This window comes from Agrobacterium sp. SORGH_AS_0440 (assembly GCF_031453135.1).
GTDB lineage: Bacteria > Pseudomonadota > Alphaproteobacteria > Rhizobiales > Rhizobiaceae > Agrobacterium > Agrobacterium pusense.
Map to the genome: position 1 here is coordinate 2,291,933 of NZ_JAVIYR010000002.1, position 14,610 is coordinate 2,306,542.

The 14,610-nt window shown below is 61.3% G+C and carries 15 protein-coding genes and 1 pseudogene; 6 read left to right on the forward strand and 10 right to left on the reverse strand.

The genetic code is table 11. The features are described 5' to 3' along the window. Window positions 1–62: 62 nt before the first annotated feature. Entirely contained in the window at window positions 63–1,361 is a 1,299-nt protein-coding gene (locus tag QE453_RS20535) for an adenylosuccinate synthase (protein WP_004443399.1), read from the reverse strand. A gap of 242 nt (window positions 1,362–1,603) precedes the next feature. Here QE453_RS20535 and QE453_RS20540 point away from each other — a divergent pair, with 242 nt between their 5' ends. Then, complete coding sequence (locus QE453_RS20540) at window positions 1,604–2,491, forward strand: DMT family transporter (protein WP_072494958.1); 888 nt, start codon at window positions 1,604–1,606, stop codon at window positions 2,489–2,491. Window positions 2,492–2,542: 51 nt separating this feature from the next. On the opposite strand, the gene QE453_RS20545 is transcribed toward QE453_RS20540, so the two are convergent. Then, the gene (locus QE453_RS20545) at window positions 2,543–3,076 is read right to left on the reverse strand and encodes a transglutaminase-like cysteine peptidase (protein WP_037091951.1); all 534 of its coding nucleotides are present in this window, start codon (window positions 3,074–3,076) and stop codon (window positions 2,543–2,545) included. A 660-nt stretch (window positions 3,077–3,736) separates the two neighbouring features. Between QE453_RS20545 and QE453_RS20550 the strand changes: the two genes are divergently transcribed. Continuing rightward, a complete protein-coding gene (locus QE453_RS20550) occupies window positions 3,737–4,321 on the forward strand; it encodes a transglycosylase SLT domain-containing protein (protein ID WP_244455454.1) in 585 nt (194 codons plus the stop codon). A gap of 245 nt (window positions 4,322–4,566) precedes the next feature. Here QE453_RS20550 and QE453_RS20555 read toward each other — a convergent pair whose 3' ends face one another. From QE453_RS20555 to QE453_RS20575, 5 genes are all read right to left on the reverse strand, one after another. After that, a complete protein-coding gene (locus QE453_RS20555; protein ID WP_244455453.1) occupies window positions 4,567–5,181 on the reverse strand; it encodes an alpha/beta hydrolase in 615 nt (204 codons plus the stop codon). 249 nt (window positions 5,182–5,430) lie between these two features. Then, entirely contained in the window at window positions 5,431–6,375 is a 945-nt protein-coding gene (locus QE453_RS20560; protein WP_309777870.1) for a VOC family protein, read from the reverse strand. Window positions 6,376–6,535: 160 nt separating this feature from the next. Further along, window positions 6,536–7,612 (reverse strand): siderophore-interacting protein, encoded by a 1,077-nt coding sequence (locus tag QE453_RS20565; RefSeq protein WP_006700432.1) that lies wholly within the window; start codon window positions 7,610–7,612, stop codon window positions 6,536–6,538. 206 nt (window positions 7,613–7,818) lie between these two features. Further along, window positions 7,819–8,511 (reverse strand): uracil-DNA glycosylase, encoded by a 693-nt coding sequence (gene ung / locus QE453_RS20570; RefSeq protein ID WP_004443416.1) that lies wholly within the window; start codon window positions 8,509–8,511, stop codon window positions 7,819–7,821. A gap of 18 nt (window positions 8,512–8,529) precedes the next feature. Continuing rightward, complete coding sequence (locus tag QE453_RS20575) at window positions 8,530–8,925, reverse strand: VOC family protein (protein ID WP_309777871.1); 396 nt, start codon at window positions 8,923–8,925, stop codon at window positions 8,530–8,532. 247 nt (window positions 8,926–9,172) lie between these two features. Here QE453_RS20575 and QE453_RS20580 point away from each other — a divergent pair, with 247 nt between their 5' ends. Next, a complete protein-coding gene (locus QE453_RS20580) occupies window positions 9,173–9,529 on the forward strand; it encodes a YbaN family protein (protein WP_004443420.1) in 357 nt (118 codons plus the stop codon). A gap of 15 nt (window positions 9,530–9,544) precedes the next feature. Here QE453_RS20580 and QE453_RS20585 read toward each other — a convergent pair whose 3' ends face one another. Genes QE453_RS20585 through QE453_RS20595 form a run of 3 tightly spaced genes read right to left on the reverse strand, consistent with a single transcriptional unit; the run spans window position 9,545 to window position 12,302 of the window. Continuing rightward, window positions 9,545–10,327: a heme ABC transporter ATP-binding protein gene (locus tag QE453_RS20585; RefSeq protein ID WP_309777873.1), complete on the reverse strand. Its 783-nt coding sequence runs from the start codon at window positions 10,325–10,327 to the stop codon at window positions 9,545–9,547. Beyond that, on the reverse strand, window positions 10,324–11,412 hold the full coding sequence (locus QE453_RS20590) for an iron ABC transporter permease (RefSeq protein ID WP_112765876.1): 1,089 nt from the start codon (window positions 11,410–11,412) through the stop codon (window positions 10,324–10,326). The genes QE453_RS20585 and QE453_RS20590 overlap by 4 nt, the downstream gene beginning before the upstream one ends. Further along, entirely contained in the window at window positions 11,409–12,302 is an 894-nt protein-coding gene (locus QE453_RS20595) for a hemin ABC transporter substrate-binding protein (RefSeq protein ID WP_108082062.1), read from the reverse strand. Before QE453_RS20595 ends, QE453_RS20590 begins: the two co-directional genes overlap by 4 nt. A gap of 186 nt (window positions 12,303–12,488) precedes the next feature. Between QE453_RS20595 and QE453_RS20600 the strand changes: the two genes are divergently transcribed. From QE453_RS20600 to QE453_RS20610, 3 genes and pseudogenes are all read left to right on the forward strand, one after another. Then, entirely contained in the window at window positions 12,489–12,836 is a 348-nt protein-coding gene (locus tag QE453_RS20600; RefSeq protein WP_004429958.1) for an antibiotic biosynthesis monooxygenase, read from the forward strand. Window positions 12,837–12,845: 9 nt separating this feature from the next. After that, window positions 12,846–13,370: a heme utilization cystosolic carrier protein HutX gene (gene hutX / locus QE453_RS20605; protein ID WP_004443430.1), complete on the forward strand. Its 525-nt coding sequence runs from the start codon at window positions 12,846–12,848 to the stop codon at window positions 13,368–13,370. Between the two features lie 335 nt (window positions 13,371–13,705). Then, window positions 13,706–14,483: pseudogene (locus QE453_RS20610) on the forward strand (YbaY family lipoprotein). The last annotated feature ends 127 nt before the right edge of the window (window positions 14,484–14,610 follow it).

Below are 14,610 nucleotides of genomic sequence, written 5' to 3' on the forward strand. Positions count from 1 at the left end.
TCTCGTCGTGACCGGCGACGTACCGGCCCGATATGGTTTATGAATCTAGATCGCCGAGGACATTAATCCTCAAACGGATCAGTCACAAGTATGGTGTCGTCACGCTCGGGACTTGTCGACAGAAGCGCAACCGGCGCCCCGATCAGTTCCTCCACCTGCCGGACGTATTTGATTGCCTGAGCAGGCAAATCCGCCCATTTTCGGGCACCGACGGTAGATTCTTTCCAGCCTTCCAGCGTGATGTAGATCGGCTCCACACGCGCCTGCGCGCCCTGGCTGGCCGGAAGATGATCGATTTCCTGCCCGTCAAGCTTGTAGCCGACGCAGATTTTCAGCTCATCCAGACCGTCGAGAACGTCGAGCTTGGTCAGCGCAATGCCGGTAATGCCGTTGGTGGCGACCGACTGGCGCACCAGCGCGGCATCGAACCAGCCGCAACGGCGCTTGCGGCCGGTGACGGTGCCGAATTCATGACCCTTTTCACCCAGGAACTGACCGATTTCGTCGTTGAGCTCGGTCGGGAACGGGCCTTCACCAACGCGCGTCGTGTAAGCCTTGGTGATGCCGAGGATATAACCCAGCGAACCAGGACCCATGCCCGAACCGGCAGCGGCCTGGCCGGCAACCGTGTTGGAAGAGGTCACATAGGGATAGGTGCCGTGGTCGATATCGAGCAGCGAACCCTGCGCGCCTTCAAACAGGATGCGGGCACCGGCGCGGCGCTTCTTGTCGAGCAGCAGCCACACGGTTTCGCTGAACGGCAGGATGCGCTCGGCAATCGAGCCCAGCTCTTCCATGATCGTTTCATGCGAGACTTCGGCCGCACCGAAACCGCGACGAAGCGCGTTGTGGTGCGTGAGGATACGATCGACCTTGGCGGAAAGCGCCTCCATGTCGGCGAGATCCATAACGCGGATAGCGCGGCGGCCAACCTTGTCTTCGTAAGCCGGGCCGATGCCACGGCGTGTGGTGCCGATCTTGGTGCCGCTGTTGGAGGCGGCGTCTTCGCGCATGCCGTCCAGTTCACGGTGCAGCGACAGAATGAGCGTGGCATTGTCGGCGATACGCAGGTTTTCCGGGGTAACCTTGACGCCCTGCGCTTCCAGACGGCCGATTTCGGCGATCAGCGCATGCGGGTCGACGACGACACCATTGCCGATGACGGCGAGCTTTCCGGGACGCACGACGCCGGACGGCAGAAGCGAAAGCTTGTAGCTGACACCATCAATGACAAGCGTGTGGCCGGCATTGTGACCGCCCTGGTACCGCACGACGACATCTGCCCGCTCGGACAGCCAGTCAACAATCTTGCCTTTGCCTTCGTCGCCCCATTGCGAGCCGACCACCACAACATTCGTCATTTCTTGCTTTCCTGCTCATGGCGCTTGCACGCCCGATAACCCGATGGGAAACCCAAACCCGCGAATGTATACTGTGTTGTTTTACGGAAAGCGACCCTGTTTCTTATGGAGAATTTTGCTTTTTCCGTGACAAGCCGCGGATTTCCCGCATTATCTCGCCCCGTGGGCCGCCAAGCGCGGGTGCAAGGCCGCCGCTCACCCCTCACCGTTTTCCCGCCCTTATGAAGAAGCGAAACATCAGCGTGCCTTCGAAAGCCTATATCGCCCTCATCATCGCCACGCTCTGCTGGGGCGGCAACACTGTTGCCGGCAAGCTCGCCGTCGGCCACATCAGCCCCATGGCCTTCACCTTCCTGCGCTGGGTCTTCGCCGTCGCCATCATCTTTGCCATTTCAGTGCCGCAGTTGATCAAGGACTGGCCGGTGGTGAAAAAACGCCTGCCCTATTTCTTCGTGCTCGGCAGCGTCGGTTACACGGCCTTCAACGTATTTCTCTACACGGCCCTGCAGCACACCTCGGCCATCAATGCCGCCGTCATACAGGCCGGCATTCCCATGGTCATTTTTGTTCTGAACTTCATCCTGTTCCGTACCCGGGTGCTGCTCGGCCAGATCGCCGGTTTCTGCCTGACCATTGCAGGCGTGGCGCTGCTCGCCTCGCATGGCGATCCGGTCTCGCTGCTGCAACTGGAAATGAATGTCGGCGACGCCGTCATGCTGCTCGCCGTGCTGGTTTATGCCATCTACACCGTCATCCTGCGCTGGAAACCCACGGTCGACTGGCGGACGCTGATGGCCATCCCCGCCTTTTTCGCACTGCTCACGTCTGTACCGCTGGTCTTCTGGGAAATGTCGCGCGACAGCGTCGTCTGGCCGGATCAGAAGGGCTGGGTGCTGGTGGTCTATGCCGCCATTTTTGCGTCGCTCATCGCACAGATCCTTTACATCAAGGGCGTGGAACAGATCGGCGCCAATCGCGCCGGCCTGTTCATCAATCTGGTGCCGGTTTTCGGCACGTTGCTGTCGGTCGTCGTGCTCAGTGAAACCCTGCACACCTACCAGATCGCAGCACTCATCATGGCGCTGGCCGGCATTGCCGTGGCGGAACGAAAAAAATCGCCGGCTTCCTGAACCCACAGGGTCAGAAAACCGGCGCAGTCTGGCAGGCATGAAAGGATGGATTTAAAGCGCGGTTTCGCGCTCGACCGGAGAAAGGGCGGCATTGCCAAGGACGATATCGCCCTTATCGGTGGTGACGATGAGCACTTTTTCGAGCGATCCATCATTGTTCAGCGAAAAGGCAAGGCGCAACGCACTGGAAGACCAGCCAGCGCCGGCCAGGGCGGCGCGCTTGATCGCGGCGCAGTCACCGCAATCTCCAAGGTTTGCAGAAGGCGTTGCCGGAAGATCGGTTGCGAGACCGGAAAAATAATCGTCGAGCGCGCCCATGGTGGTGTTCACATCGCGGTTGACGCGCAACAGTTCCTCACGGCGCTCGGCCGTCAGCGGCGCCGCGATGGTCGAAACGCATTGACCTGCGGAAAGGACGCAGCCATCGAAACCATCAGGTGCGGAAACACCAATCTGCGTAACGGCGGACCTCTCGACGGCGGCAAAACCGCGGGCAAAACCGGCAGCGCCAGCCGCGTCGGCATGGTTGGACATGGAAGCAACGGCAATTCCGCAGATGGCGGCAGCAATAATCTTCTTCAGCATTTTCATACCCCGTTTTGCGATCCGCCGGCTTGTGCCGGTCTCGATTTAGTGGTGAAGCATCTCTTTCAAGGGACGTTCTCTGTCTGTGATCCCACAATGGCACAACACTGTTTTCAGCCGCTTTAAGCCGATTGCTACAATTTTACCGGTTTTCATTTTTGTACAGCGGGCACGATTTATGAACATGCGCCGGTATCGTCGCCGCGGATTCCGCGGCAACGTCGGGAAGAGAAAAAGAGGCCGCATCGCTGCGGGGGTATCAAAGGGTGGTAGAGGGTTTTGCAAACGATGCAGCCCCTGCTTCAAACACATGACCCGCCCGCCAAACCGGTTCCTGTTTGGAGGATGGGCATATGCCGGCCGCCCTGACCGTGACATCGGGAAACTCCCCGGTTTAGGCCGCCTGCCCCGCCCATCCTGCGCCGCGCGCACGCCTGATGACCGGTCTGGGCAAAGTATAGTCTGGCTGGCAGCACCGGGGACGCGCGGGGATGACGCATTCTGAAAAAAGGCGCCGGGAGGTGGTTTCGCCCCATCCCGGCCACAGGAATTTTCAGCGGGTTAACGCCCGCCCGATCGGCGGCATTTGAATTAACCTTGTCTTAAAACCCGACGTTAATGGTTAGTAATTTAAGAATAACGGAACGAAAGGGTTCCGTTATGCGTGGCGTATTTGCCGTTGTTTTCCTGATGCTCGTTCTCGCCGGCTGCGCCACCGCACCGTCGCAGGTGACCAATGCCTGTGCGATTTTCGAGCAGCGCAACGGCATCTTCAACAATTGGCGGCGTGATGCGAAAGCGGCAGAACGAGAGTTCGGCGTGCCCGTGCCTGTCATGATGGCGACGATCTATACCGAATCCGCCTTCCGCCCTTATGCGCGGCCTGCGCGCACCAAGCTGCTGGGCTTCATTCCCTGGAAACGGCAATCGACGGCCTATGGCTACGCCCAGGCACTCGACGGCACATGGAGTGTTTACCAGCGAGAAACCGGCCGCTGGTCGGCAAGCCGCACCGATTTCACCGATGCCATCCACTTCGTCGGCTGGTATCACGCCAAGAGCCGCCGCGAAAACGGCATTGCACTGAACGATCCCTATAACCTCTACCTTGCCTATTATTCCGGCCATGCCGGTTATGCGAAGGGCAGCTGGCGCAACAATTCAGCCGTCCAGAAGGCTGCCCGCCGCTCCGCCAACATGGCGTTGCGTTACGAGGCGCAGTTGCAGCAGTGCGGGTATCGTTGAGGCTGGGCGGGACGACGCTGGTCTAGGGATTACTTGACGGAGCAGTAAATCCCTCCTCCGTCATCCTCGGGCTTGACCCGAGGATGACCTTGAGTTTGGGCGAATGCACATCATCCGCGCCCCGTCACCCCGGACTAGATCCGGGGTCCAGTGCGATCAAGTCCTTGATCGCGAAAGACTCTTTTCACGGCACAGACGCGCCGTGGCTGGATGCCGGGTCAAGCCCGGCATGACGGAAGACAGCATCACTCCCCGTAAACCGAGAGAAATTCCCGCACGGCATCAATCTCGCTGGAGCGAATTTCATGCCCGCCCGGATGCCATACCGTCTCCACGGTTCCACCCTGCGCCTGAAGGCTCTGTTCCAGCGCCTTGGTCAGCGGCACCGGGCAGATCGGATCGCGCTCACCCGCCGTGATCAACACCCGGCGCGTGGCTTTGGCAGGGGAAATCTTCGGCTCGAACGGGATGAGCGGATGCATCAGCACTGCGGCATCGAAAAGCCCGGGCTGTTCGATCAGCACATTGGCGAGAATATTTGCGCCATTGGAAAAGCCGAGGCCGATGACCGGACCGGCCTGATAATGTTCCCGGTTGGCCTTGACGAAATCGGCAAGCTTCCCGGTGGCCCGGGCAAGATCGGCCATGTCGTACACGCCCTCGCCGGTGCGGCGGAAAAACCGCGCCGCGCCGTGTTCGGAGACATCACCGACAGGCGAGAGGATGGTTGCCTGCGGCAGGAGACGCGAGCCGAAATCGAAGAACTGGTTTTCATCACCGCCAGTGCCGTGCAGCAGGACGAAAAGCGGTGCACCGACAGCACCGGCGCGGGACTTGTGGAAATAGCTGTCCTTGGTCATCGAAAAATCCTTTCTGGAAGGAGAGGTTCAGTGGCATCCACGCGGCTTTTTCAGCCGAACGGAGCATTCCCATGTGGAGCAAGTGCCGCTTGCTTCTTCTCCCCGAGGGGAGAAGTCCGCGGCAGCGGGATGAGGGGGCGAGGGTGCGGTCTATCGCTGGCGTTGCCCCCTCATCCGTCCCTTCGGGCCACCTTCTCCCGCAGGGGAGAAGAAAGACGCGGCAACATCCTGCCAAAAGCCATCGCGCGATTACGCGGCCTTCTCATCCCCCAGCGGCTCCAGATGCTCTTCCAGCACGGAGCGCAGATGCGCATGCTGGGTCGGCAGCTTCAGCGCCTCGCCGAGATGGGCGGTGTCCTCGTCGCGGTCGAAACCCGGCTCGTTGGTGGCAACTTCAAACAGCACGCCGCCCGGCGTGCGGAAATAGATCGCCCAGAAATAATCGCGGTCGATGACGGGTGTCACCTGATAACCGGTGTCCATCAGCGCCTTGCGCACCTCCAGCTGCTTTTCGCGGTTTTCGACCGCAAAGGCGATGTGGTGCACGGAGCCAGCACCCAGCCGCGCGCCTGATATATTCGGCATGGTTTCGATGTCGATGACATCGGCACCGTTGCCGCCGGGCATACCAAGGCGCAATACGCCGTCCTGACGGTCGACTTCCTGATAACCCATGAATTTCAGGAGCTCGGCCGTCGCACCTTCATCGCGAAGTCGCAGCGACGCACCCTGAAAACCATGGATCGCCTGATCCTGACCAACACCATTGCCGATCCACTGCGCACGGTTGTCATCCCTGACCTCGACCAGCGCAAAACCGTCACCATCGGGGCCTGCGAAATGCAGGCGCTTGTTTCCAAAGGCTTCGTCGGCCTTCAGGCCATCCACGCCGGCCTTCGAAAGACGCTCCTGCCAGTAGCCGAGCGACCCGCCCGGTACGGAAAACAGCGTTGTGCCCACTTCGCCGGTGCCGGGACGGCCGCGGGCGATATGTGGAAACGGGAAATAGGTCATGACAGAGCCGGGCGTGCCGACTTCATCGCCATAATAGAGATGATAGACATCAGGCGCGTCGAAATTGACCGTCTTCTTTACCCGGCGCAGGCCGAGCGTATCGGTGAAAAAACTGTTGTTCTGGCGCGCGCTCGCCGCCATGGATGTGACGTGGTGCAGGCCCTTGATCTGGTTGAGCATGATAAACCCCTTCTTGCCTGGCGGGCCGCATGGTTGGGCCCGTCCTTTTCATGGCGTAAAGATGGGGTAACAGTGCTCTCGGGCATAGAGTGGACAACGGGAACGGATTGTTCCCGAATGGTGAACGATAAAACCGACTGTTCAACGACCGATGGGCCAGTCAATGATCGTCAGCGACACCCAGGCTCCAGTAACCGACCGCGCGCAGAGCAGCTTTCGGCACGGAAATCTCGTCGGTAAGGAAGGATTTTGCCGCCCTCGCCTCGGATTTTTCGCAGGCGACAAAGACGTGCAATCCTTCATGGTCCCCGCTCCAGGCATGGTCGCGCAGCGCTTTTTCAATAAGGCCGGCGGTGCCGGCGGCCTTGCCGCGACGATAGAGCCATGTCCACTCGACATTTGCCGCGCAAACGATTTCCTGCCGCTCGGCTTCGTCATCGATCTCGGCATAGACGCTGAGCTTCTTCCCGGCCGGCATTTCGGCCGCCATGCGCAGCATCACCGGCAGCGCCGTCTCATCGCCGGCAAAGACATAACGTTCGGCCTCCGGGCAGACACCGCTCGGGCCGATGATGCCGAGAACATCACCGGGCTTGGCCGTTGCGCCGAATGTCGCGCCCGGCATGTGGTCACCCTCATGCATGACGAAGTCGATATGGACTTCACCGCGCGCGATATCGCCGGAACGGATGGTGTAGACGCGGCGCGTGAGAAGATCCTCGCCCGCCGGCCAGACGATGGCCCCGGTGGGCGCAAGATAAGGCCAGACCGGCGCTCGGGCCTGATCCGGGACCAGAAGCAGCCGCACATGCATGCCGCCCGTCATCAGCCTTTCAATGCCGCTTTCGACGGAAACCACCAGCCGGCGCATATGCGGCGTCAGATTATAGGCGCGGGCAATCTTGCCGACGAAAAGATTGGGCAGTTCGCGCTGCTGCGCGCCATGGCCGCTCCAGCGGAAATCCAGCCCCGTCTCCCCGGAAAACTCGACAATATGCTCGGCCACCATGGCCTTGACCGACATCAATATATGTTCGGAAATGCAGCTGACGCTTGCGGCGAAACGACCGCCTTCTGCGCTGAAGCGGCCATGGCCGTATTCGGTCTTGAACCGAACCGTCGCGCCTTCGCGCTCCATCTCCATATGCTCGGAAAAATGATCCTCGAAAGCATCGACGATCGACAGCGGATCGGGCAGTGAGACGGAGGTTTCGGCAGACAGGAGAGACACGGGCATAATCCTTCATTTCATAGTCTAGTATTCTTTAGACCGGAGGCTGCCGCGCGTAAAGACATTTTGGTTTTGAATCCCGTCATGCCGGACATGATCCGGCATCCAGCCAGCCCAAGTCTTTGGGCCGAAGGACTCTTCTCGCCGCGCAGACACGCGTCGGCTGGATTCCGGCTCACGGCCGGAATGACGGAAGTATATGCAGGGAGGGCTTACACCGATTCCGGCAATTGCCAGTCGATCGGGTCGCGGCCATGGGAGATGAGAAAGGCATTCGCCTTGGAAAAATGGCCATTACCGAAAAAGCCGTTATGGGCGGAAAGCGGTGACGGGTGCGGCGAGCGCAACACCAGATGTTTGCGCTGGTTCACAAAGGCCGCCTTCTTCTGGGCATAGGAACCCCAGAGCAGGAAGACGACATGGTCGCACTCGTCGTTGACGGCGCGGATGACGGCGTCGGTGAATTTTTCCCAGCCCTGCCCCTGATGCGAGGCGGCGCGGGCCTCTTCCACCGTCAGCACGCTGTTGAGCAGTAGCACGCCCTGTTTCGCCCAGCTTTCCAGAAAACCGTGGCCGACCGGGCGAATGCCGAGATCGGCCTGCAATTCCTTGTAGATATTGACGAGCGAGGGCGGGATGCGCACGCCGGGCTGCACGGAAAAGCACAGTCCATGCGCCTGGCCGGCGCCGTGATAGGGGTCCTGTCCCAATATGACGACCTTCACCTCATCGAGCGGTGTCAGATCGAGAGCGCGGAAATAGTCCGCGCCCTTCGGGAAGATACGCTTGCCGGCTGTCTTTTCGGCAAGCAGGAACTCTTTCAGCTTTTGCATGTAGGGGCTGGCGAATTCTGCGGAAAGCACGCGCTTCCAGCTGTCTTCGAGTTTAACGCCTGCCTCTGCCATGCCTGCCTCCATCAGAGCTTATTTGAACCGGTTGCCGCGCTGCAGCACTTCGATCTTGTAACCATCGGGATCGCAAATGAAAAAATATTTTGCGAAAGGCTGGCCCTTGTAATCGGCCTCGATGATCTTGCCGGGGGAAAGCCCGATCTCGTTGAAGCGCTGATGCTCGGCGTCAACATCGGCGACGCTGACGGCGAGATGGCCATAACCGTCGCCCAGCGCATAGGGCACTTCGCGGCCACGGTTGACGGTCAGCTCCAGCTCGAAATCGCCCTCGGCACTGCTGAGATAGATCAGCGTGAAATTCTCGAACTCGGCGCGTTCCGCCGCTTCAAGCCCGAAAGCCTGTTTGTAAAATTCCACCGAACGCTTTTCGTCCAGCACCCGGACCATCGAGTGGATCAGCTTGGCCATGGTGTTTTCCTTCTTCTTCCTGTTGACGGCCCGGTTATGCTCCGGGCATCGCGGCCAAGGGGATAAAGACAGTGTGCGGCGCTTTCAACCCTAAAGGCGCGACACAGGGCCGGGGAGAACGCAGATCACGGCAAATGTGATGGCAAAAGCTGCCGGTTTCCGGTGCGGTGGAGCCTGCGGCAACGGAACCCATCCTTTTCGGCCCACCGCTCTATCCTGAGTGGTAAAGTCATGATACCGGCTAGGCATGCGCCTTTTATACCTCTGTCTTGGCTGGCTTATGGTCGCGACCGGCATTGTCGGCGCGTTTCTTCCCGTTTTGCCCACCACGCCTTTTCTGCTTCTGGCGCTCTGGTGTTTTTCCCGCTCCTCGCCAAAACTCGAGGCGTGGCTTCTCGCCCATCCCAGATACGGCCCTTCCCTGCGGCGATGGCGCGAACGCGGCGCAATAGCCCGCAAAGCCAAGATCGCGGCGCTTTCGGCCATGTCCGTCAGCTACGCCGCTTTCTGGTTCCTGAGCGAGCCGCCGCCGTTGCGCGCAGCCGTCGTCGCCGCCGTCATGCTGGGCTCCGCGCTCTTCATCGCCACCCGCCCGGAAAATTGAGGCGGAGGACAGCCCCTATCGGTGGCGAGACTGCGGAAGTACGTAGGGAATATGCCGCGCCGGCAGCCGGCCGACGACACCACCAATGCCATAGACCCTTGCAATGGTCTCATCGCTGATCGTTTCCAGCGATGGGCCACTGGCCGTCACCCGGCCGCAATGCATGACGATAAGTTGATCGGCAAATTCCGCGGCCAGATTGAGATCGTGCAGGATGGCGAGAACCAGCCCGCCGCCGCTTGCAAAATCCCGCGCCGTTTCCAGCACGGCGATCTGGTGGCCGATATCGAGACTTGCGGTGGGCTCGTCGAGGAAGAGCGCCCTTGCCTCGCCATTTTCAACCGGGTTCGGTACCTGCGCCAGCGCCCGCGCAAACTGCACCCGCTGCTGCTCGCCGCCTGAGAGCATATTGTAGGACCGCTGTTCGAAACCGCGCAGCCCGGCCTTGGCAAGAGCCCGGCGGGCCTGCTCTTCCGGCGCACGCGACCCCTGCGAGACCGCCCCCATGCGGACGATTTCGAGCGCAGTGAAAGGGAAGGCGAGCTGGGTGCTCTGGGGCAGCACGGCGCGGAGCCGCGCAAGCTGGACCGCCGTGAACACCGGCAGGTCGACATCATTATAGGTCACCAAACCGGCCTCAGCGCGCATCTCGCCCGAAAGAACCTTCATCAGCGTGGATTTGCCGGCACCGTTGGGACCGATGATGACATTGACCTTGCCGGGTTTCAGATCGACGCTGACTTCATCAAGCAGCCGACGGCCGGAGCGGATGAGGGTAAGGTTTTCGGCCCGGATCATGACATGTTCCGCGTGGAAAAACCGCCGCGTCCCAGCAGCAGGAACAGAAAGACCGGCGCACCGATGAGCGCCGTGACGACGCCGATCGGCAGTTCCGCCGGTGCGGCCACCGTGCGGGCGAAACTGTCGGCCAGCAGCAAAAGCGCCGCCCCGCCAAGGGCGGAGGCCGGCAACAGGAAACGATGCGACGGGCCGATGGCGAGGCGAAGCAGATGCGGCACGACGATACCGACAAAGCCGATGGAACCCGCCGCCGCCACGCTCGCCCCGCAGGCGGCGGCAACGGCCAGAATGACGACCCGTTTCAGCCGCTGCACCGGTATTCCCATATGGAAGGCGGCCGCATCCCCGAGGATCAGCGCATCCAGCCCGCGCGCGACGAAGGGAATGATGGCGAGAACGACGATGATGAAAGGCAGGGTGGCCAGTACCTTGGCGGGCGTTGCCCCGCCGAGAGAACCGAGCGACCAGAAGGTGATGTCGCGCAGCGCCCGGTCATCGGCGACGAATATCATCAACCCGGTCATCGCACCGCTGATGGCCGCCACCGCAATGCCAGCCAAAATGAGTGTGGTGGTTGAGGTCGCGCCGTCCTTCGTGGCGATCAGATAAAGCACCCAGGTGTTCAGGAGCCCGCCGAAGAAGGCCATGATCGGCAGGAAGTGAGGGCCGAAAAACAGCGCGACCGTGGCAAGCGCGCCTTCCCCGAGCGAAATGGCGGCGACAGCAAAGAGCGCAGCGCCCGAGGTGACGCCGACAATACCGGGATCGGCCAATGGATTGCGGAACAGGCCCTGCATCATCGCCCCTGAAACAGCGAGTCCCGCACCGATCAACATGCCGAGCGCCGTGCGCGGCAGGCGCACCGCCTCGAGAATGATCCTGTCGCGCGCATCGAGCTGATCCGCGCCGCCGGTGAGATAGGCAAGGAGTTCGGAGATGCCGACGCCCGTGGGTCCGCTGATCAGCGATACGCCACAGGCAAACAGCAGGATGCCGACGAGCACGACAAGGGCAACAACGCCCTGACGGGATCTGTCGCCCGCAACGCTGCCCTCGGTCGAACTCAAGACGGCTAGGCTCACGGCTTCACCACATCAGGATAGAGCTTATTTGCCAGCTCCCGGCCTGCAGCGGGCGTACGGGGGCCGAAACCGATAAGATAAAGCCCATCCATGCTGATGAGTGCCTTGCTGGCGGCGGCGGGTGTAGACTGGAACGCGGGAAGCGCGAAAGTCTCATCCGCCTTGGCGGCGTGGTCGCCGCGCGCCATTGTGAGCACCACGTCGGGCGCCGCGGCAATGACCGCCTCGTCCGTCAGCGGTTTGTAACCGGTAATGTCCTCCGCCGCGTTGATACCCCCAGCCATTTCGATGATCGCCGCCGCCTCAGTATCCTTGCCCGCCGCCATGACGCGGCCACCGGCAGTGGAAAGCACGAACAGAACGCGTTTCCGGCCCTGTTCCGGCACGGCGGAGACGTCCTTGGTGAGCGCATCAAGCCCCGCCCTGGTCTCGGCAGCCAGCGCCTTCGCCTTGTCCGAGAGCCCCACGGCCGCACCGACATCCTCGATCTTTTTAGGGATTGCATCGCCGCTCGGCGGCGTATCGACAGTGACGAAAGGCACCGCGCTGGCTTTCAGGATGGCGATGACGTCCGCGGGGCCTGAGCCGTCTTCGGAGAGAATGAGATCGGGTTTCTGCGACAGGATACCTTCTGAAGACAGTGCCCGCATATAACCGACGTCAGGCTTTGCAAGCGCATCGGCCGGATAGCTGCTGGTGCTGTCGCGCGCCACGATACGGTCTCCTGCACCCAGCGCATAAAGGATTTCCGTAACCGTACCGCCCAGGGCAACGATGCGTTTAGCCTCCGGATTACCCTTGTCCGAAGCCATGGCGGCCGGCGCGGCAAAGGCGATTGCGGCGGGCACGAGGGCGGCGAAAACAAAGGAACGAATACGGGAATTCAACATGGCGTTATCCTGAAAAACGACCCTGCACAGGTTCACCCGGGCCACTAATCTTGAGTTATTTACACATGTTTATACGCCGCGCAATCGATAAGTGGAGTATTTTTGTTCGCTTTGGCGTGAACCCCTTCCCAACCCCGTCCGCGGACGATATCCTGACTGAAACAGGAAACTTAAAGGGAGACTTTCATGTTTATCGCAATGAACCGCTTTCGCGTCGTGCCGGGTTACGAAGACACATTCGAATCCATCTGGCGCGAGCGCAAATCGCATCTGAGCGAATTGCCGGGCTATATCGAATTTCACATGCTGAAAGGCCCCAAGGCGGACGACCACACGCTTTATGCCTCGCACACCGTCTGGGCCACCAAGGATGATTTTCTTGCCTGGACCAAATCCGAACAGTTTCGCGCCGCCCATGCCAAGGCCGGCGAAAACCGCGGCAAGGTGGAATATCTCTCCGGGCCGCATTTCGAAGGCTTCGACGTCATCATCCACGAAGACAAGAATGGCGAGCGCCGTTCGATTGCCGCCTGAGGCTACCCGATGAGCATTGCAGTCCAAAAGACGGACGACGACAGGCGGGCACGCGCCGCCGCCGCGCTCGCTGAAAAACCTGATGGCATCGTGGAGGCCATCGCCGCCAAGGCCGAGGTGACACCGGCTGAAATTCTGGCGATCCTGCCCGAAGGTGCCGCCGTTTCCGCTGCCGCCGACCGCTTCGACACCATCTGGAGCGAGATGCGCGGCTGGGGCGAAGTCCTGATGATCGTGCAGACAGGCGATATCGTGCTGGAAGTGCCGGGCCATCTGCCTGAAGGCACGGAGAGTCACGGCTGGTTCAATATCCACGGCGACAGTCCCATCGGCGGTCACATCAAGAAGGACAATTGCGCCGGCATCACCTTCGTCGACCGCGGCTTTCACGGACGCCGCTCCTGTTCCGTCTGGTTCATGAATGCCGCCGGCGGCGCCATGTTCAAGGTGTTCGTCCGCCGCGATGAGAACAAGGAGTTGCTGGCCGAACAACTGGCGAAGTTCGAAGCGCTGCGGAACGGTTTCCGCGGCTGAGAGCTGAGCGGAGGCCGCCGGCAAGGAGTTGCTCCCTTGGACGATGCGGCCTCCCACCACCCTCATTCCTGTGCTCGTCACAGGAATCCAACCAGCCCAGGCCCTTCGGCTGAAAAGAATCTTCCCGCCACGCAGACGCGTGTCGACTGGTGTCCTGTGACAAGCACAGGAATGAGGGCGGAGGGGATGCGAATGGCATAGATCCTCCCGTCGCTCCCTTGCCATCCACACCAAATGTCCACCTGACCGGATTTGAAAATCCGGTTCATCGCACGTTCAGTGCCGTTTTTTATCATCCGGTTCAATTCCACCGGAACCAGCACGGAGCAAGCACCATGACCGACCACCAGCCCCTTCTTTCGCGCCGCAGTTTCGCCGGTCTTCTCGCGCTTGCCCCGCTCTTTGCGGCAGGCGGCGCGGCGGCGGCACCGGCGAGCCTGCGCGGCAGCGTCTCCTATCGCGAACGCATCGCCCTGCCGCCGGGCGCAACCGTTACCGTGCGCCTGATCGATGTGTCGCTGGCGGACGCGCCGTCACAGACGATTGCCGAAACCACCATTCGCCCGCGCGGCCAGGTGCCGGTGCCCTTCGTGCTGCGTTATGACGACCGCGACATCCGTGGCCGCCGCTCCTATGCGCTGAGCGCCGAAATCCGCGACCGCGACCGGCTGCTCTTTACCACCACCCGGCGCTATTCCGTCCTGACCGGGTGGCCGCGACGATACCGATCTCGTGCTGGAGCGCGTCGGCGCCGGCCCGGGCCGGCCGGAGCCGGAAGCCGGTATCGACGGGCGCTGGCTGGTGCAGGACATCCGTGGCGAGCGGGTTCGCGGCCGCCGTCAGGCGACGCTGGAAATTACCCGCGAGGGCCGCGTTTCCGGCAATGCCGGTTGCAACGGCATTGGCGGCGAGGTGAAGATCAGCCGCAACCGCGTCGATTTCGGCCGGATGATTTCCACCCAGATGGCCTGCGCGCCCGACATCATGCGCCAGGAACGGCAGTTCATCGAAGCGCTGGAAGGCGCCCGCTCCTTCAGGCTTGAGCCGCGCCGGGGCACGCTCGAACTGCTCGACGGTCGCGGCCGCACGGCGATGCGCCTGCGCCGCGCCTGAGGCCGGCAACGGCACTGCTGAAACAGCCGACGCCGCCGTGCTGGCCATGGAACATTCCATGTCGCTTCCGGCACGGCGCGTGCCCGTTTCCCGCCCTATGACTTTGGCTACATCGCCTTGGCGCTTT